The organism is Allobosea sp. Root483D1 (assembly GCF_001429505.1).
Classification (GTDB): domain Bacteria; phylum Pseudomonadota; class Alphaproteobacteria; order Rhizobiales; family Beijerinckiaceae; genus Allobosea.
Window position 1 is genome coordinate 98,805 of sequence record NZ_LMJW01000001.1, and the last position, 17,450, is coordinate 116,254.

16 protein-coding genes are annotated in these 17,450 nt (G+C 66.5%); 12 read left to right on the plus strand and 4 right to left on the minus strand.

Annotated elements, in window-relative coordinates:
* The first annotated feature begins 9 nt into the window (after positions 1 to 9).
* Together ASE66_RS00470 and ASE66_RS00475 are read left to right on the plus strand one after the other, a co-directional pair.
* Positions 10 to 1,605: a bifunctional aspartate transaminase/aspartate 4-decarboxylase gene (locus ASE66_RS00470; RefSeq protein WP_057187615.1), complete on the plus strand. Its 1,596-nt coding sequence runs from the start codon at positions 10 to 12 to the stop codon at positions 1,603 to 1,605.
* Between the two features lie 51 nt (positions 1,606 to 1,656).
* On the plus strand, positions 1,657 to 1,938 hold the full coding sequence (locus ASE66_RS00475; RefSeq protein ID WP_057187616.1) for a hypothetical protein: 282 nt from the start codon (positions 1,657 to 1,659) through the stop codon (positions 1,936 to 1,938).
* 34 nt (positions 1,939 to 1,972) lie between these two features.
* On the opposite strand, the gene ASE66_RS00480 is transcribed toward ASE66_RS00475, so the two are convergent.
* Positions 1,973 to 3,205: an HlyD family secretion protein gene (locus ASE66_RS00480; protein ID WP_057187617.1), complete on the minus strand. Its 1,233-nt coding sequence runs from the start codon at positions 3,203 to 3,205 to the stop codon at positions 1,973 to 1,975.
* Complete coding sequence (locus ASE66_RS00485) at positions 3,198 to 3,668, minus strand: hypothetical protein (protein WP_057187618.1); 471 nt, start codon at positions 3,666 to 3,668, stop codon at positions 3,198 to 3,200. Before ASE66_RS00485 ends, ASE66_RS00480 begins: the two co-directional genes overlap by 8 nt.
* Before the next feature lie 157 nt (positions 3,669 to 3,825).
* On the opposite strand from ASE66_RS00485, the gene ASE66_RS00490 reads away from it, so the two are divergent.
* The 8 genes from ASE66_RS00490 to ASE66_RS00525 all read left to right on the plus strand — a co-directional run bounded on the left by ASE66_RS00490 (position 3,826) and on the right by ASE66_RS00525 (position 12,617).
* The gene (locus ASE66_RS00490) at positions 3,826 to 4,740 is read left to right on the plus strand and encodes a LysR family transcriptional regulator (RefSeq protein WP_057187619.1); all 915 of its coding nucleotides are present in this window, start codon (positions 3,826 to 3,828) and stop codon (positions 4,738 to 4,740) included.
* 114 nt (positions 4,741 to 4,854) lie between these two features.
* Positions 4,855 to 5,739, plus strand: a complete 885-nt coding sequence (locus ASE66_RS00495; RefSeq protein ID WP_057187620.1) for a shikimate dehydrogenase — start codon at positions 4,855 to 4,857, stop codon at positions 5,737 to 5,739.
* 63 nt (positions 5,740 to 5,802) lie between these two features.
* Positions 5,803 to 6,939, plus strand: a complete 1,137-nt coding sequence (locus ASE66_RS00500) for an ABC transporter substrate-binding protein (protein WP_057187621.1) — start codon at positions 5,803 to 5,805, stop codon at positions 6,937 to 6,939.
* Between the two features lie 275 nt (positions 6,940 to 7,214).
* Complete coding sequence (locus ASE66_RS00505; RefSeq protein WP_057187622.1) at positions 7,215 to 8,093, plus strand: branched-chain amino acid ABC transporter permease; 879 nt, start codon at positions 7,215 to 7,217, stop codon at positions 8,091 to 8,093.
* Positions 8,090 to 9,106 carry a branched-chain amino acid ABC transporter permease gene (locus ASE66_RS00510; protein WP_082613118.1) on the plus strand — a complete coding sequence of 339 codons (1,017 nt, stop codon included), beginning with the start codon at positions 8,090 to 8,092 and terminating at the stop codon, positions 9,104 to 9,106. The genes ASE66_RS00505 and ASE66_RS00510 overlap by 4 nt, the downstream gene beginning before the upstream one ends.
* Positions 9,103 to 9,846 (plus strand): ABC transporter ATP-binding protein, encoded by a 744-nt coding sequence (locus tag ASE66_RS00515; RefSeq protein WP_057187623.1) that lies wholly within the window; start codon positions 9,103 to 9,105, stop codon positions 9,844 to 9,846. The genes ASE66_RS00510 and ASE66_RS00515 overlap by 4 nt, the downstream gene beginning before the upstream one ends.
* Positions 9,847 to 9,857: 11 nt before the next feature.
* Complete coding sequence (locus ASE66_RS00520; protein ID WP_057187624.1) at positions 9,858 to 10,595, plus strand: ABC transporter ATP-binding protein; 738 nt, start codon at positions 9,858 to 9,860, stop codon at positions 10,593 to 10,595.
* Positions 10,596 to 10,721: 126 nt separating this feature from the next.
* Complete coding sequence (locus tag ASE66_RS00525) at positions 10,722 to 12,617, plus strand: bifunctional sugar phosphate isomerase/epimerase/4-hydroxyphenylpyruvate dioxygenase family protein (RefSeq protein ID WP_057187625.1); 1,896 nt, start codon at positions 10,722 to 10,724, stop codon at positions 12,615 to 12,617.
* A gap of 129 nt (positions 12,618 to 12,746) precedes the next feature.
* Here ASE66_RS00525 and ASE66_RS00530 read toward each other — a convergent pair whose 3' ends face one another.
* The gene (locus tag ASE66_RS00530; protein ID WP_057187626.1) at positions 12,747 to 13,733 is read right to left on the minus strand and encodes an MBL fold metallo-hydrolase; all 987 of its coding nucleotides are present in this window, start codon (positions 13,731 to 13,733) and stop codon (positions 12,747 to 12,749) included.
* Positions 13,734 to 13,938: 205 nt separating this feature from the next.
* Here ASE66_RS00530 and ASE66_RS00535 point away from each other — a divergent pair, with 205 nt between their 5' ends.
* Both ASE66_RS00535 and ASE66_RS00540 read left to right on the plus strand, forming a co-directional pair.
* On the plus strand, positions 13,939 to 14,901 hold the full coding sequence (locus tag ASE66_RS00535; RefSeq protein WP_057187627.1) for a LysR family transcriptional regulator: 963 nt from the start codon (positions 13,939 to 13,941) through the stop codon (positions 14,899 to 14,901).
* A gap of 205 nt (positions 14,902 to 15,106) precedes the next feature.
* Positions 15,107 to 16,231, plus strand: a complete 1,125-nt coding sequence (locus tag ASE66_RS00540; RefSeq protein ID WP_057187628.1) for a zinc-dependent alcohol dehydrogenase family protein — start codon at positions 15,107 to 15,109, stop codon at positions 16,229 to 16,231.
* 3 nt (positions 16,232 to 16,234) lie between these two features.
* On the opposite strand, the gene ASE66_RS00545 is transcribed toward ASE66_RS00540, so the two are convergent.
* Positions 16,235 to 17,428: an MFS transporter gene (locus ASE66_RS00545; RefSeq protein ID WP_057187629.1), complete on the minus strand. Its 1,194-nt coding sequence runs from the start codon at positions 17,426 to 17,428 to the stop codon at positions 16,235 to 16,237.
* Positions 17,429 to 17,450: the final 22 nt, after the last annotated feature.

Sequence of the window (17,450 nt, forward strand, 5' to 3'; positions counted from 1 at the left end):
GAGTTTGCCATGACCGCCGATTACGCAAAATACGCCAAGCTGAGCCCGTTCGAGCTGAAGGACGAGTTGATCAAACTGGCATCGGGCAAGGCGAACCGCACGATGCTCAATGCCGGCCGCGGCAATCCCAATTTCCTGGCCACCCTGCCCCGCCGCGCCTTCTTCCGGCTCGGCCTGTTCGCCGTGGCCGAGGCCGAGCTTTCCTATTCCTACATGGAGAACGGCGTCGGCGGCCTGCCGAAGATCGAGGGCATCGAAGGCCGGTTCGAGCGCTTCACTGCCGAGAATCGCGACCAGCAGGGCGTCGTCTTCCTTGGCCGGGCGCTGAGCTATGTCCGCGACCAGCTCGGCCTGCCGCCTTCCGACTTCCTGCACGAGATGGTCGAGGGCATCCTCGGCAGCAACTACCCCGTGCCGCCGCGGATGCTCAGGATCAGCGAGGAGATCGTCAAGCAGTACATCGTCAAGGAGATGATCGGCGGCTTCCTGCCGGCCGGCAGCATCGACCTCTTCGCCGTCGAGGGCGGCACGGCGGCGATGGCCTATATCTTCAACACGATGAAGCAGAACGGCCTGCTCAAGCGCGGCGACAAGGTCGCGATCGGCCTGCCGGTATTCACGCCCTATATCGAGATCCCCGAACTCGAGGAATACGGGCTCGTCGAGGTCGCGATCAATGCCGACCCCGCGATGGAGTGGCAGTACCCGGACAGCGAGCTCGACAAGCTCAAGGATCCGGCGATCAAGATCTTCTTCTGCGTCAACCCGAGCAATCCGCCTTCGGTCAAGATGGACGATCGCAGCCTCGACCGCGTCGCCGCGATCGTGCGCGAGCACCGGCCGGACCTGTTCATCCTCACCGACGACGTCTACGGCACCTTCGCCGACGGGTTCCGCTCGCTGTTCGCGACCTGCCCGCAGAACACCATGCTGGTCTATTCGTTCTCGAAATATTTCGGCGCGACCGGCTGGCGCCTCGGCGTGATCGCCACGCACAAGCAGAACGTCTTCGACGGAGCTCTCGACGCCCTGCCCGAAAAGGCCAAGAAAGGTCTCGACCACCGCTACGGCTCGCTCCTGCCCGATGTGAGGTCACTGCGCTTCATCGACCGCATCGTCGCCGACAGCCGGGCGGTGGCGCTCAACCACACCGCCGGCCTGTCGACCCCGCAGCAGGTCCAGATGGTGCTGTTCTCGCTGTTCGCACTGATGGACGAGAGCGACAGCTACAAGGCCGAGCTGAAGAAGCTGATCCGCCGGCGCGAGGCTGCGCTTTATCGCGAGCTCGGCATCGAGCAGGACACCGATCCGAACGCCGTCGACTACTACACCCTGCTCGACCTCGAGGAGATCTCACGCAAGCTCTATGGCGACGCCTTCGCCAAATGGGTCACGAAGCGCTCGGCCACCGGCGATTTCCTGTTCCGCATCGCCGACGAGACCGGGATCGTGTTGCTGCCGGGGCGTGGCTTCGGCACGAAGCAAGCGGCGGGCCGCGCCTCGCTCGCCAATCTCAACGAGTATGAATACGCCAATATCGGCCGGGCGCTACGTGCCATGGCCGACCAACTCTACGCCGAGTACGAGAAGAAGGGCCGGGGATGAGGCGCCCAAGGCGCCGCGAATCTCCTCACCTGACGACTATGGAGAACGCGGATGATCGCAAGGGTCACCGCCGGCGCGCTCGCCGCGTCGGCCATCATCGCCTTGTCTGCAAGCCTGCCCGCTGGTCCCGCCGCGGCCTGCAATCGGATGGATGGCTGCATCCACGACACCCAGCTTGAGAACTACGGCATGATGCATGACGGCCGCATGGGCGCGGCGATGCGGAGCGGCGAGGCGAACATCGAAGCGTTCCGATCGATGGACACAGCGGCCCGCCCGCAGGCGCAGCCCCGACGGACCTCACCACCGGGCCCGGCCGGCCGACGCTTCTGACCCTCCCGGGACCAGTTGATCGGCCCAGCGGGCTTTAGTGCCCGCTGAGGACGAGGGTCTTGATCGGCAGCACTTGCGCCTGGATGCGCAGCAGCAGGGCATGAACCAGCCCGACCGCGTCGACCGCATGCAGGACGATGCGCCGGAAGGTGCTGGTATCCTTCGCAGCAATCACGTCGTGGTTGCTGGTATAGGCATTGGCGATGCAGCTCGAACCCGGCGTCACGCCGTCCATCCCGCCCGGGTGGAGGGGCTCGAGATAAGCCAGAAGCGTTCCGGGGCGCACCACCTGCTGCACGTCGATCAATTGCTCGCCGCTGCGAAGCTGGCCGGCGGCGATGAAATCCTGCACGCCGGTCACCACCATCGGGATCACCGTCCACGGCTTCGAGACGCACGTGGCCTCGGCGACCATGCCGACCTTGATCACCTGGGCCTCGATCTGGCCGAAGCCGGCCTGCAGTCCGACCCGGCCGGCCTCTGCCGGAATGATGGTCCCGGCGGGGCGCATGAAGGGGTTGACGATATCGCCAACCCTCAGCGTGAACTGCTCGACATGCCCGGTGAAGCCGGCCCGCACCACGGTCTTGCCCAACTCCACCTCGGCCTGCGCCAATGCTGCCTCGGCGCTGGCGCGCTCGGCCGGCAGCAGCGTCACGATCTTGGTCTGGGCAGCCGCCTGCGAGGCTGTCGCGGACGCAACCGCGGCCTCGCGGCCGGCCACGATGTTCTCGAGCCGCTCGATCTCGCGGGTCGCGACGACGTTTTCATTGCGCTGCCTTAGCTCGCGCTTGGTCTGCAATTCGTCGAGCCCCTGCTGCAGCGCGCTCCTCGCCTCCTGGATCTTGCCGTCAAAAGCGAGGATATCGGACTTCGCGACCACCAGTGTCGCGTCGACCTCGGCGATCTTGCGCCGCGCCGTCTCGACGGCTGCCTCCTGGCTCTTGCTGTCGAGTGTGAAGATCGGTGCGCCCTTTTCGACCTTCGCGCTGTAGCCGACGTGGACCTGCGCGACGCGGCCATTGATCTCCGGCACGATCGGCACGCTCCGGAAGAACACCGTGGCTGATGTCGTCGAGGGATGATTGTAGAAGATCACCGTGATCAGGCCGACCGTCAGCATCACGCAGGTGACGATGCCCCAGCGCAGTTCGAACCAGACCGAATAGAACGTGATCTCCTTGCCCAGCCGCTTGCCCTGGCCGTAACGGCGGTAGAGGTAATCCGGGACGATGGTGAAGAGCGCGCAGACGAGAAGCTCAAGCATCGCTCACCCCTCGATGCTGGCCGGTCGGCGCGGCCGCGGTCGATACTTGCACCGGCTTGTCGTCTGGCGGAGCGATGCCATGCTCCACGTCCGAAGCGGCCTCCCCGCCATGGCCGGGCGCGATGCCGGCGATCTTCTCGAGCGCGCCCGCCATCCGGCCGAACATCCCGGGAATGTCGGGGATGTCGATCAAGGCGAGGAACAGGCCGATCACCCAGAAGAGATGGACATGGGTGAACAATGCGAGCAGCCCGAGCACGGCAACGATCTCGAATTGCAGCTTGTGGGTCTTGTGCGCGATGCGTTCCGGCAAGGTGTGCAGGCGCAGGAAAAGCACGCCGATGCCCAATACGGCACCGATCAGGATGACCGCCGCGACGACCATCAGATAATCCGTCCCGCCCGGACTGGTGATGAACGCCGGCAGGTGATCCGGCGCCGCGGGATGAAGTTGTTCCGCCATGCCATCCCCCCGGATCGATCGACGACCTAACGGGAGGTGACCGGCAAATCATGCGCAAGTCAACTCGGTCCCATCGGGCTGGCGCGCGCCCGTCTTGACAGGCAAGCGGCCGTCCCTTCCGCTGCCGGCAAGAAGCGGACAGAGGGAACACGCAGCCATGCTGACGCTGCGCCAGATCGAGGTGGTCCGGGCGATCATGATCACCGGCACGATCGCCGGCGCGGCGAAGCTCCTCAACGTCTCGGCGCCCGGTATCAGCCGATTGATGAAGCACACCGAGCGCACGCTGCGGCTCAAGCTGTTCGAGCGCAGGCACGGCCGCTATGTGCCGACGCCGGAGGCCAAGGACATCTTCGAGCAGATCAACGGCGTCTACCGCAAGGTCGACGACCTGCACTCGATGCTGGCCCGAATCGAGCGCGGCGGCGATGTCGAGTTCAAGCTCGGCTCGGTGCCGAGCATCTGCCATGTCATGGTGCCGCGCGCGATCGAGCGCCTCAGGCGCAAGCATCCGGACCTGCGCATCGACATCAACATCCTGAAGATCGAGGAGGCGCTCGACTATCTCCTGCTCGGCAAGGGCGAGATCGTGGCGATGAGCTACAAGCTGGATCATCCCGGCCTCGACTTCATGCCATTGGCGATGGGCGAACTGCTCTGCATCGTCCCGCAGAACCACGCGCTCGCCGGGCGCACCAGCATCTCGGCCCGCGAGATCGTCAGCCATGAGCTGATCGGCATCGACCCGACCGACCCCTATGGCCGGATCATGAGCGAGATCTTCCAGCGCCAGGGCCTGCACTACGACATGGCGATCAAGGCACGTTTCGGCACCACGGTCTGCTCGCTGGTCCGGGCCGGGCTCGGCATCGCCATCATCGACCAGTTCACCGTCGCCCATGGCTCGATGCAGGGCATCGCCACGATCCCGATCGAGGAGCCGACCCATTTCCAGACCTATATGGCGATGAAGAACGACAAGGCGCTCTCGCTCTATGCAGAAACCTTCGTGAAGCTGCTGCGCGAGGAGATGAATGCGGTGGTCGGACCACGGCTCGCGCGCTCGTCGTGAAAGATAACATCAAGTTAGGCATTCGCGACAAATTGGTTATCGCGTTAGCAGTTCAAATCGGTTTATCTCGAAGCCACTGATGAAGCCTGCCGAGACGGGCGCCAAGGGACCGGAATGTCGACCATCGTCACCGCCAGGAAGAGCAAGCGGGTGTTGCTTGGGCTGATCGGCTCGCCGATCGCGCATTCAGCGACACCGGCGGCGCAGGAAGCGGCGGCGCGCGCGGCCGGCATCGAAGCGCATTACCATCTGATCGAGGTCGCCGGCGCCGGGCGAGATGATCTCGCCGCCATGCTCGACGGCATCCGCCGCCTCGGCTTTTCCGGCATCAACGTCACCTTCCCCTACAAGGAAGCGGTCGTGCCGCTCCTCGACGGGCTGTCCGAGCAGGCTGCCGCGATGGGCGCGGTCAACACCATCGTCGTCGACGATGGCAGATTGATCGGCCACAACACCGACACCTCGGGCTTCGCCACCGCCTATCGCCGGCTCGGCCGGCAGGATGGCGACGGGCCGGTCGCGATCATCGGCGCGGGCGGCGTCGGCAAGGCGATCGCCTTTGCGCTGGCGGGCTGTGGCGTGCGCCATCTGACACTCTACGATGTCGAGCGCGGCAGGGCCGAGGCCCTGGTCACGCTCCTCGGCGAGCGGGCGCGCGTCGTGATCGCGGCCAACGCCGAGGACGCGGCGAAGGGCGCCGCCGGCATCGTCAACGGCACGCCGATCGGCATGCTGCCGAACCGCGACATCCCAATCCGGGCCGGCGCGATCCGGCCCTCGCAATGGGTGGCGGACGCGGTCTATCACCCGCTCTGGACACCGCTGCTGAAAGCGGCGCAAAAGACCGGCGCGACGGTGATGACCGGGCGGGAGCTCGCGATTCACCAGGGCGTCGACGCCTTCCGGCTGTTCACTGGGCTGGAGGCGTCGGAAGCAGTCATCGGCGCCGCCTTCGACGCCGTGGTCGCGGCGCAAGAAGGTGGCGAACGCGCCGCCTGAGCAAGACGACCCGGACAGCACCGGGCGGGGATCAGAAACGTAAGAATAAGTGGAGGAACGAACATGAATAGGCACTGGATCATCGCTGCCGCGCTCGGCATGGCCGTCAGCCTGCCGGCTCTGGCGCAGGACAAGGTCAAGCTGGTCGACGTCGTCGAGCTCTCGGGCGCGGGCGCGACCGCCGGCACCAACTGGAAGAACGGCATCGACCTCGCCGTCGCCGACATCAACGCCAAGGGCGGCATCCTCGGCAAGCAGATCGAGATCGTCCACTACGACACCCAGACCAATCCGGGGAACACCCGCGCCGCCGTGCAGCGCGCCATCGACGAGGGCACCTATGCCGTGCTCGGCCCGGTCTTCTCCGGCCCGATCGGCGCCTCCATGCAGATCGCCCAGCGCGCCGAGATCGCCCAGCTCGTCGGCGGCGAGGCTGCCGGCCTGACCAAGCAGGGCAACCAGTACCTGTTCCGGACCTCGCTGAGCCAGACCGCGGCGATGCCGAAGATCGCCAAATACCTCAAGGACACGGTCAAGGCCGGCTCGGTCGCTGTCGTCTGGGTCAACAACGACTTCGGCAAGGGCGGCCGCGACGCGATCATCCCCGAGCTCGAGAAGGCCGGCATCAAGCTCGCCGTCGACGTCGCCACCGAGCAGGGCCAGGCCGACTTCGCCGCCGACGCGATCAAGGTCAAGAACTCCAATGCCGACGCGGTCTTCGTCTATCTGAACGAGGAAGAGAGCGCCCGCTTCCTGCGCGCCGCCAAGCAGCAGGGCATCACCAAGCCGATGGTCGGCGAAACGACGCTGCTCGGCGCCAAGGTGATCGAGCTCGCCGGCGATGCCGCCAACGGCGTCAAGGGCCATGTCGGCCTGTCGATCGACGCACCGATCCCGGCCTTCCAGGAGTTCGGCAAGAAGTTCCAGGCCAAGTACAACTACGTCTCGGACCATAACGGCATGAAGGGCTACATGGCCGTCTACATGGTGAAGTGGGCGACCGAGAAGCAGAAGAAGTTCGACAAGAAGGGCGTCGCCGACACGCTGCGCGGCGCCACGATCAAGACCTCGGAGGAGCCGGGCATCCTGATCGAGACCACGATCGAGACGAACGGCGACCTCGACCGCGAGAGCTTCCTCGCCGAGGTCAAGGACGGCAAGCAGGTGATCACGGCGACGTTGCCGAAGATCAACCCGTAAGAGCGACGAACGCCGTCTCACTGTGAACGGCAGACAGGACAAGCGCGGGGGAAACCCTCTCCCGGATGGGAGAGGGGCAGGGGTGAGGGACCGCCGCTGATTGTTGAAGTGCGACGGCCCCGCTGCGCCTTCTACGGATAGGGCACTCCCTCATCCCTACCCTTCTCCCACACGGGAGAAGGGTTCCGCGGATGTCCCACCCGTCGGCATCTTCTGGAAGGTCTTGGCGACAACAAGCTTTTCAGCCCACGGCCCAACACTAAGCGAGAACCGCCATGGCCGAATTCCTCGCCTACCTCATCGCCGGCATCGCCACGGGCGCGATCTATGCCCTCGCGGCGATCGGTTTCACCCTGGTCTGGCAGACCTCGCAGACGATCAATTTCGCCCAGGGCGAGTTCGTCATGCTGCCGGCGGTGCTGGTGCTGCTCGCGATCAAGCTGTTCGGCGCGCCGATCTGGCTCGGAGCCCTGATCGGCATCGCCGCCTTCATCCTGATCTTCGGCGTCGGCTTCAAGCTGACGATCGTCGACCCTATGATCCGGCACGGCGTACTGCCGCTCGCCATCGCCACCATGGCGCTGTCGATCATCATGAAGGAAGGCGCCAAGGACGGCTTCTCGGCCGAGGCGCAGAAATTTCCCTCCTTCGTGCCGACCGAGACGATCTCGGTGTTCGGCGCGGCGATCTCGCTGCAGCACGTCGCGATCATCGTTGTCGCCTTCGGCGTGATCGGCCTGCTGCAATGGTTCGTCGGCGGGACGAAGCTCGGCCGCCAGATGCAGGCGACCGCGCAGAACCCAACGGTGGCGCGCATCCTCGGCATACCCGTCGAGCGCATGGTACTGCTGACCTTCGTGATCAACGCGGCCCTCGCCGTGGTCGCCTCGGTGCTGATCTCGCCGATCTATCTGGCAAAGTTCTCGAATGGCGAGGTGATCGGCCTGTTCGCCTTCATCGCGGCGATCGTCGGCGGCTTCAACCAGGTCCGCGGCGCCCTTGTCGGCGGGCTGATCGTCGGCATCGTCGACAGCATGGCGGCGGCCTACATCTCGACCTCATACCGGCTCGCCGTACCGCTCCTGCTGCTCGTCGTCATCATCCTCGTCAAGCCGGAAGGCCTGATGGGCCGCAAAGAGGAGCGCCGGGTATGACCGCGCCCGCAACCCATGGCGCCACCGCCCCGGTGGCGCGCCGCCTGCCCCTCCCTGCCTTCGTCGACGGCACGCTGCTGACGCTGGTCGCAGCTGCAGTGATCCTCTGGTTCGCTCCATCAGGCATGGGCCGCTACGGCACCTATGTGCTCTCGCTCTGGCTGGTGATGAGCGTCGCGGTGATGGGCCTCAACCTGACCCTCGGCTATGCCGGCCTGAAGTCGCTGGCCCAGGCCGCCTTCATGGGCATCGGCGCCTATGCGACGGCGCTTTTGACCAGCAAGGTTGGGCTCAACTGGTACGCCTCCTTCGCGATCTCCGGTCTCCTGACCTTTGCAGTCGGGCTGGTGCTCGGCTTCCCGGCGCTGCGGGTCAAGGCGCACTACCTCGCCTTCGTCACGCTGGCTTTTTCGACGCTGATCTGGCTCGTCCTGCGCAACGAGCAATGGCTGACCGGCGGCGTCTTCGGCCTCTCCAACATCCCGCGCCCGAGCTTCTTCGGGCTCAAGCTCGACGGGGCGCTCGCCTTCCACCGCTTTGTCGTCGTGGTCACCTTCCTGCTCGCGGTCGTGCTCTGGTGGATGATCCGCTCGCCCTGGGGCCGGGCCTTCACGGCGCTGCGCGAGAACCCGATCCGCGCCGCCAGCCTCGGCATCGACACCCGCATGTATACCCTGCTCGCCTTCGCTATCGGCTCGGCCTATGCCGGCTTCGCCGGCGCGCTCTATGCGCCGCTGGTCGAGTTCATCGACCCTTCGCCCTTCTCGCTGTCGCAGAGCTTCTTCCTGCTGCTGATGGTGGTCGCCGGCGGCGCCGGCTACCTGCTCGGGCCGTTCATCGGCGCGCTGCTCGGCGTGGTGCTGCCGGAATGGCTGCGCTTTGCCGGCTCGCTCTACCTGATCATCTTCGCGGCGATCGTCATGCTGCTGCTGATCGCCTGCCCGCAGGGCATGAGCGGCCTGCTGGAACGCGGCTGGACGAAGCTCACCGGCAAAAAGGAGGGCGCGCGATGAACCAGGTCCTCGAAGTCTCGAACCTCCACAAGGCCTTCGGCGGCATCAAGGCGGTGAACGGCGTCTCCTTCAAGGTCAACGAGGGCGAGATCCTCGGCATCATCGGCCCGAACGGTTGCGGCAAGTCGACCCTGTTCAACTGCATCCTCGGCCAGCTCGAGCCGACCGAGGGCGCGGTGAAGCTCGACGGGCGCGACGTCACCAATATGCGCCCCTCCGAGCTCAACAAGCTCGGCGTCAGCCGCACCTTCCAGCTGCTGCAGGTCTTCCCCGAGCTCTCGGTCCGCGAGAACCTGATCCTCGCCGGCCAGGAGCACGAAGGCACGATGCTCTCGCGCTTCTTCGGACCGCGCGACGCCGGGCTGACGGCCAAGGCCGAGCAGATGATCGGCTTCTTCAAGCTCGGCCATCTCGCAGAGGCCAAGGCCGGCGGCCTCTCCTATGGCCAGCAGAAGCTGCTCGACGCCGCCATGGCCTTCATGGCCGGCCCGCGCCTCGTCCTGCTCGACGAGCCGGCCGGCGGCGTCAACCTGACCATGCTCGGAGACCTGAAGGAACGCCTGCGCGCCATCAATGCCGAGCAGGGCGCGACCTTCGTGGTGATCGAGCACAACATGGATTTCGTGATGTCGCTATGCTCGCGCGTCATCGTGCTGGCCGAAGGCAAGGTGCTGGCCGAGGGTACGCCTGCCGAGGTCCGCGCCAATCCCGCCGTGATCGAAGCTTATCTCGGGCATTGAGGAGCGATCCAATGACCACTCCCATCCTCGAACTCGACGGCGTGGTCGGCGGCTACGGCGCCATGACCATCCTCAACGGCACGACCTTCAAGGTGCCGCGCGCCGCGATCACCACGGTGATCGGCCCGAACGGCGCCGGCAAGTCGACCGTGTTCAAGGCCATCTTCGGCCTGCTCAAGGTCCGCGAGGGCCATATCCGGCTGGAAGGCCAGGAGATCACCAACTGGAACCAGCGCAAGCTGCTCGAAGCCGGCATCTGCTATGTGCCGCAGGGCCGCAACATCTTCCCCGAGCTCTCGGTACGCCACAATATCGAGCTCGGCGCGGTCGCGGCCGGCAGCCAGATCACCGATATGCCCAAACGCATCGAGGCGGCGCTTGATCGCTTCCCGTCGCTGCGGGCGAAGGCGGATGTGCAAGCGTCGACGCTGTCCGGCGGCCAGCAGAAGCAGCTCGAGATCGTGCGCGGGCTGCTGCTCGATCCCAAGCTGGTGCTGATCGACGAACCGTCGATCGGGCTCTCGCCGATGCTGGTGCAGGAGACCTTCGACATCCTGAAGGAGCTGCGCGCCAAGGGCGTCACCATCCTGATGATCGAGCAGAACGCCCGCTCGGCGCTGGAAATATCCGACGAAGGCCTGGTGCTGGAACTTGGCCAGACCCGCATGCAGGGCCCGGCAGCGGACATTCTCGCCGACCCCCGCGTCGCCCAACTCTTCCTCGGCGGGGCGATGACGGAAGCGGCGTGATAGCCTCACCGTCATTGCGAGCGCAGCGAAGCAATCCAGAGCGGAAGTACTCTACGTCCCCCTGGATTGCTTCGTCGCTGACGCTCCTCGCAATGACGGATAATGCGATCTGACTACGGAGCCTCCATGAACCCGACCTCGATCGCCACCGTCTCGCTCTCCGGCGACCTCGCCGACAAGCTCCGCGCCATCGCCGCCGCCGGCTTCGACGGGGTCGAGGTCTTCGAGAACGACTTCCTGACCTTCGACGGCAATCCGCGCGATGTCGGCAAGATGATCACCGATCTCGGCCTTGCCATCGTCGCCTTCCAGCCCTTCCGCGATTTCGAGGGCATGCCGGAGCCGCTGCGCGCGCGCACCTTCGAACGGGCGCGGCGCAAGTTCGAATTGATGAACGAGCTCGGCGCCGGGCTGATGCTGATCTGCTCCAACGTCTCGCCGCAATCGCTGGGGGGGATCGACCGCGCCGCCCATGACCTCGCCGAGCTTGGCGACCTCGCCAGCAAGCACGATGTGCGCGTCGGCTTCGAGGCCCTCGCCTGGGGCAAGCACGTCAACGACTATCGCGACGCCTGGGAGATCGTGCGCCGGGCGAACCATGAGCGCATCGGCCTCATCCTCGATTCCTTCCACACGCTGGCGCGGCGCTCGCCACTGGAGCCGATCGCCTCGATCCCCGGCGACCGGATCGAGCTGGTCCAGCTCGCCGACGCACCGCTGCTCGACATGGACGTGCTGAGCTGGAGCCGGCACTTCCGCAACTTCCCCGGCCAGGGCGACCTCGCCGTCGCCGATTTCCTTCGGGCGGTCGAGGCGACCGGTTATTCCGGCCCGCTCTCGCTTGAGATTTTCAACGACCAGTTCCGCGCCGGCTCGGCCAAGCGCGTCGCGGTCGATGGTTTACGCTCGCTGATCCAGCTCGCCGACCAGGTGGCCCGCCTGAACGATCCCGCCAAGGCGGAGATGCCGGACCGCGCGCCGCTGCTCGGCGTCGAGTTCCTCGAATTCGCGCTCGACGAGGAGCCGGCGCAGGCACTGTCCAGCCTGTTCAACGCGCTCGGCTTCCACAAGAGCGGCGAGCATCGCAGCAAGGCGGTGACGCGCTGGAGCCAGGGCGGCATCAACCTGATCGTCAACACCGAGAAGGACGGCTTCGCCCAGTCGCATGCGATCATGCACGGGCCCGGGGTGTGCGCACTGGCGCTGCGCGTCGCCAATGTCGAGGCGACGATGGCGCGCGCCCGGGCACTGAAGGACACGACCTTCGAGCAGTCGGTCGGGCCGGACGAGATGGAAATCCCGGCGATCCGGGGCGTCGGCGGCAGCCTGATCTACTTCACCGAGCCGCGCCCGGACGGCGCGCAGAGCTGGCACGACGACTTCATCGCCACTGACGCCGGCAGCAGCGCCCCTGCCCTGCTCACCGATGTCGACCACATCTCGCAGTCGATGGACTATGACGAGATGCTGTCCTGGCTGCTGTTCTACACCTCGCTGTTCGCGCTCGACCGCGTCCCCCAGCTTGCCATCGCCGATCCGGCCGGGCTGGTGCAGAGCCGGCCGCTGGTCAGTGCGAATGGCTCCGTCCGCCTCATCCTCAACGGTTCACAGGCGACGCGGACGCTGTCCTCGCGCTTCGTCTCCGAACATTTCGGCTCGGGCGTGCAGCACATCGCCTTCACCTCGCCGGACATCTTCGCAGCCGTGGCGGCGATGCGCGCCGCCGGGCTCGATTTCCTCGATATCCCCGCGAACTATTACGACGATCTGGAAGCCCGCTACGGGCTGGAGCCGGCCTTCCTCGACCGGCTGCGCGAGCACCACATCCTCTACGATCGCGACGGCGAGGCCGAGTTCCTGCAGGTCTACACCCACGTCTTCGCCCAGCGCTTCTTCTTCGAGATCGTCGAGCGGCGTGGCGGCTATGCCGGCTTCGGCGCGGTCAACGCGCCGGTGAGGCTGGCGGCGCAGGCGCGCGAGGCGCGGCCCGTGACGGTGCCGCGCCCGCTGCACGAGGATTAGTTCGTCCCGCGCAGATATGGCGCCGGCTGCCCGGCATCATGGTGTCGAAAGGGATGTGGCCATGGGTGCCCGGGGCCGCGCCCAGGCACCCATGGCCGCCGCACAAGCTGAGCCTGGGGGAGGGCCGGCTCAGCCGCGCAGCATCTGCATCGGCGCTGGATAGTATCGGAAACCGTCGCCGGCCTTGGCGAGGTTGCCGAAGCCGGGCCAGGCGAAGTGATAGGACATCACCGGCGTCTTCTGCTCGGCCAGCATGGTGAGCAGCTTCACCCGCGACTGCACCGACATTTTCGGGTCCCAGTCATAGGCGAATTCGACGCGCGGATTCTCGGTCAGCAGCACCGGGTGATGGGTCAGGTCGCCGAGGAAGGTGAAGGACTTTCCGCCCGAGGAAACGTTGAAGATGGTGTGGCCGGGGCTGTGGCCCGGTGCCGAGATCGCCGTGATACCCGGCAGGAATTCCTGCCCGTCCTTGAAGAAGACGATGCGGTCGCGCACCGGCCGCAAATTGGCGCGGGCATGATCGCCGAAAGCCTTGAACGGCGTGCCCAGCCGGGCGTCGTCGAGCCAGTAGTCATGGTCGACCTGGCTGATATAGATTTGCGCGTTCGGGAAATTGGGCTTGCCCTCGGCCGAGCAGAGGCCGCCGGTATGGTCGATATGGGCGTGGCTGCAGACGATCGCGTCAATCGAAGCCGGGTCGATGCCGGCTTCCTGCATGCTCTTGAGCAGCCGGCCGGTGGTCGGCCCGAAGGCCTTGGAGAAGCCCATGCCGGTGTCGAACATCACCAGCCGGTCGCCGAAATTGACGATCGGGATGTTCTGCTCGAGCACGACATTATCCTTGGCCAGGAAATTCGTTTCGAGCAGGCCGTAGACCTGCTCCTTCGGCAGGCCGAGGAAGCTGGAGCCGGGATCGCCGAGCGGCAACGGCCCGTCGGAGACCACCGTGATCTCGGCCTGGCCGAGCATGAAGCGGTAGTAATACGGCACCTGGCTGTTCGCGAGCGGAGCCTTGGCAAGGACGCCGCTGGGCAAGGCGGCCCCGGCGGCGAGCGCGGCCGCGCCCGAGAGGAAACCGCGGCGGCTGGTGAGCGGGACGAGCAGGTTCGACATGGCGTTCCTCCGGGACAAAAGGGAGCGGCGTCGGGCGCCGTCTTCTTCGCGCGAAAGACCTGGCATCGCGTCAGGCCTTGCCGGAGAGGAAGGATGCACGCCTGCGGAGTGGACGGCCAATAAGGCTTCGCTCTAGTCTGCATAAGCGAAAGCTGCCGCTCCATATGGCGGCAGCGCAACAGAACCATTGGGGGATTACGCGGCGATGGATCTGCGCCAGTTGCGCTATTTCACGGCCATCGTCGAACAGGGCTCGTTTTCCAAGGCGGCAGTCAAGCTAAGGGTGGCGCAGCCGGCGCTGAGCCAGCATCTGCGCCATATGGAGGACGAGCTCGGCGTCGCCCTGCTGCATCGCGGCACCCGCGGCGTGCAGGCGACGGAGGCCGGCGAACGCTTGCTCGCCAAGGCCCGCATCATTCTCGCCGAGTTCGCCGATTTGCGCGACAGCGTCCGCGGCGAGCAGGCGGCGCCGGCGGGCGAGGTCCGCATCGGCCTGCCCGGCACTGTCAGCGAGCAATTCAGCGTCCCGCTGATCGAGGCGGCGCAGGAGCGCTATCCGGATGTGCGCATCCGCATCGCCGAGGCGATGAGCGGCTTCGTGCTCGACTGGCTGCGCAAGGGCGAGGTCGACCTCGCGGTGATCTACTCGACCTCCGACCCGAAGGGGCTCGGGATCCACCATATCCTGACCGAGGAGCTCTGCCTGTTCGGCGTGCCGGCGCTGAAGGCGCTCAAGACCTCGCCCGGCAAGGCGGTTACGCTGAGCGAGGCGGCCGGACTCGACCTGATCCTGCCCGGGCCGGGCCACGGCTTGCGCGACCAGATCGACGAAGCCGCGGCGGGGATCAACGCCACCGTCCATGCCGCGGTCGAGATCGAATCCTATGCGCAGATCAAGCGCCTGGCCGAGCGCGGCCTCGGCTACGGCATCCTGCCGCGCATGGCTGTGAGGGCGCAGGAGAAGGCCGGCATCTTCCGGACCTGGCCGATCGAAGAGCCCTCGCTCTATCGCAAGGTCTATCTCGCCTATTCGACCGAGCGGCCGATGACGGCCGCCGCCCGCGCCATCGGCCAGCTCTCCTGGGAGATCCTGCGCGGCCTCGTCACCGAGGAGAGCTGGACCGCGACGCTCGGCGACGAGAGCGATCCGCCGGCCTTATACGGCTGATCGGGATTTCGTCTTTGACAGGCGAGGGCTGCACAACCCACTCTCGCAGCTATCCTCAGCCCTCATCCTGAGGAGCCGCGCAGCGGCGTCTCGAAGGATGCTCCAGGAGGCTCCGGAGACAACTGGAGCATCCTTCGAGACGCGATCTACGATCGCTCCTCAGGATGAGGGCTGAGATGAAAAATCGAAGCCACGAGGATACGCCTTGAAGACCCGCGCCGCCGTCCTGCACGCCAGCCCCGTCGCCGCGCCCTATGCGCAGTCGAAGCCGCTCCGGATGGAGGAGGTCGAGCTCGCCCCGCCTGGCATGGGCGAGGTGCTGGTCAGGGTCCGCGCCGCAGGTCTCTGCCATTCCGATCTCTCGGTGATCGACGGCAATCGGACGCGCCCGGTACCGATGGTGCTCGGCCATGAGGCTGCCGGCGAAGTCGAGGAGGTCGGGCCCGGCGTCACCGACCTCAGGAAGGGCGACCGTGTCGTCATGGTCTTCGTACCCTCCTGCGGCCATTGTGCGCCGTGCAGCGAGGGGCGCCCTGCTTTGTGCGAGCCCGGCAATGCCGCCAATGGCGTCGGCGAGTTGATGGCCGGCGGACGCCGCCTCTCGCAGGACGGCAAGCCGGTGCACCATCATGTCGGCGTCTCCGCCTTCGCCGAGCATGCGGTGATGTCGCGCCATTCCCTGGTGAAGATCGAGGCCGACATCCCGCATGAGATCGCGGCGCTGTTCGGCTGCGCCGTGCTGACCGGTGTCGGGGCCGCGGTGAACACCGCCAAGGTCCGCGCTGGCGAGACGGTCGCGGTCGTCGGCCTCGGCGGCGTCGGCCTTTCGGCCCTGCTCGGCGCCGTCGCCTGCGGTGCCTCGCGTGTCATCGCCGTCGATCTCTCGGACGAGAAACTCAGAATCGCCCGCGAGCTCGGCGCGACCGACACCTTCAATGCCGGCGCGCCCGACGTGGTCGAGGCGATCCGGGCCACGACCAGAGGCGGCGTCGACCACGGACTGGAGATGGCCGGCTCGGTGAAGGCGCTGGAGCTCGCCTACCAGGTCACCCGGCGCGGCGGCACGACGACGACGGCCGGTCTCGCCAATCCCACGCACACGATGGCGCTGGCGCCGGTTCGCCTCGTCGGCGAGGAACGGACGCTGAAGGGCTCCTATGTCGGCTCCTGCATCCCGGTGCGCGACATCCCGCGCTTTATCGATCTGTATTTGCGCGGCAAGCTGCCAGTCGACAAGCTCTGGACCAGTTCGAGCCCGCTCGAGGGCATCAATGAAGGCTTCGACGCACTGAACGAAGGCCGGACGATCCGGCACGTCATCCAGATGTAGGACTCAGGCTGCGGGCTGGTCGCTCGCCGTTGCGGCGCGGGGCGCGAGCGTGGCGGCAAGGGCCGCGACCAGCATCAGCGCGACTGCGAGCCCAGCCAGTGCCGGAAAGCCGGCGCGAGCATAGAGCGGCCCGAACCCTGTCGTGCCGGCGAAGAGCGCGAGATAGGTCACGCTGCTGTTGAGCCCCATGATCGCGCCGCGACGGGAGGGATCGAGCGCACCCAGCCGGAGGATCAGCACGTTAAGCCCGGCGTGGTTGGCCATGCCCCAGAAGAACACCACGGCGAGCAGCGCTGGATAGGACGCAGCGACCAGGCTCATCACCAGGTAGACGCAGCCGACCACTGCAAAGAACAGCGGCAGCAGCCGGGCCGGGCCGATCCGATCGATCCAGCGGTCGAGGAAGGTCGTCGCCCCGAAGCCGAGCCCATAACACAGGGCGAGCAGGCCGCCGGCGCTGACCGGCAGGCCGAGCACGCGGTGCAGATGATCGCCGACATAGGCGTAGACGCCATAGAACGAGGCCATGAAGGCGGCGCAGGCGAGCAGCAGTGGCACGATGCCGGGAACCCGCAGGGCCGAGAGCGGCGACGGCGCAGCGCGTCCGATCGCGTTGCCCCCTGCGGTCAGCTTGGTGGTTCCGGCGATGGCCGCGAGCCCCGCGATGACGACGATGGCGTAGACCATGCGCCAGCCGAACAAGTCGGCGATCACGGCCGAGAGCGAGACGCCCGCGACCATGCTGAGCGTCCAGCCGAACAGGACGACGCCGAGCGTGTCGCTCTCGCGGCCGGCAGGCGCCGCCAGCGCTGCGAGCGTGTAGATCGACGGCAAGGCGAGACCCGCTGCAATCCCCGCCAGCAACTGCGCGCCGACGAAGGCCGGCAGAGCCGGCGCCGCCCCGCTCGCCGCGAGCGCGGCCAGGAAAGCGAGCAGGGCATAGCGCAGCACGCGCCCCGCGCCGAAGCGGTCGATCAAGCCGGCGAGCAGCAAGGCGCTCGCTGCCGTGCCGATGCCGAAGGCGGCCGAGGCCATCATCACCGCCGGCACGCCGCTGGCGAAGCTTTCGGCCACCCGCGGCGCGATCGGCCCCAGCGCCAGTGAGTTGGCGCCGACCAGCCCGATGCACAGGCAGAGCGCATAAGCTGCCGGGGGGATCCGAGGCGTTCCCGAAGCTGTTTGATTTTTGTTCGTCATTTTTGCAGAATGGCCGAATGAA

Bases quoted from the DNA above. Each gene is read 5' to 3' on its own strand.
- ASE66_RS00485 (WP_057187618.1), bottom strand. From the start codon at position 3,668: ATGGCGGAACAACTTCATCCCGCGGCGCCGGATCACCTGCCGGCGTTC.
- ASE66_RS00535 (WP_057187627.1), top strand. From the start codon at position 13,939: ATGGATCTGCGCCAGTTGCGCTATTTCACGGCCATCGTCGAACAGGGC.
- ASE66_RS00470 (WP_057187615.1), top strand. From the start codon at position 10: ATGACCGCCGATTACGCAAAATACGCCAAGCTGAGCCCGTTCGAGCTG.
- ASE66_RS00530 (WP_057187626.1), bottom strand. From the start codon at position 13,733: ATGTCGAACCTGCTCGTCCCGCTCACCAGCCGCCGCGGTTTCCTCTCG.
- ASE66_RS00520 (WP_057187624.1), top strand. From the start codon at position 9,858: ATGACCACTCCCATCCTCGAACTCGACGGCGTGGTCGGCGGCTACGGC.
- ASE66_RS00505 (WP_057187622.1), top strand. From the start codon at position 7,215: ATGGCCGAATTCCTCGCCTACCTCATCGCCGGCATCGCCACGGGCGCG.
- ASE66_RS00515 (WP_057187623.1), top strand. From the start codon at position 9,103: ATGAACCAGGTCCTCGAAGTCTCGAACCTCCACAAGGCCTTCGGCGGC.
- ASE66_RS00500 (WP_057187621.1), top strand. From the start codon at position 5,803: ATGAATAGGCACTGGATCATCGCTGCCGCGCTCGGCATGGCCGTCAGC.
- ASE66_RS00510 (WP_082613118.1), top strand. From the start codon at position 8,090: ATGACCGCGCCCGCAACCCATGGCGCCACCGCCCCGGTGGCGCGCCGC.
- ASE66_RS00475 (WP_057187616.1), top strand. From the start codon at position 1,657: ATGATCGCAAGGGTCACCGCCGGCGCGCTCGCCGCGTCGGCCATCATC.
- ASE66_RS00525 (WP_057187625.1), top strand. From the start codon at position 10,722: ATGAACCCGACCTCGATCGCCACCGTCTCGCTCTCCGGCGACCTCGCC.
- ASE66_RS00480 (WP_057187617.1), bottom strand. From the start codon at position 3,205: ATGCTTGAGCTTCTCGTCTGCGCGCTCTTCACCATCGTCCCGGATTAC.
- ASE66_RS00495 (WP_057187620.1), top strand. From the start codon at position 4,855: ATGTCGACCATCGTCACCGCCAGGAAGAGCAAGCGGGTGTTGCTTGGG.
- ASE66_RS00545 (WP_057187629.1), bottom strand. From the start codon at position 17,428: ATGACGAACAAAAATCAAACAGCTTCGGGAACGCCTCGGATCCCCCCG.
- ASE66_RS00490 (WP_057187619.1), top strand. From the start codon at position 3,826: ATGCTGACGCTGCGCCAGATCGAGGTGGTCCGGGCGATCATGATCACC.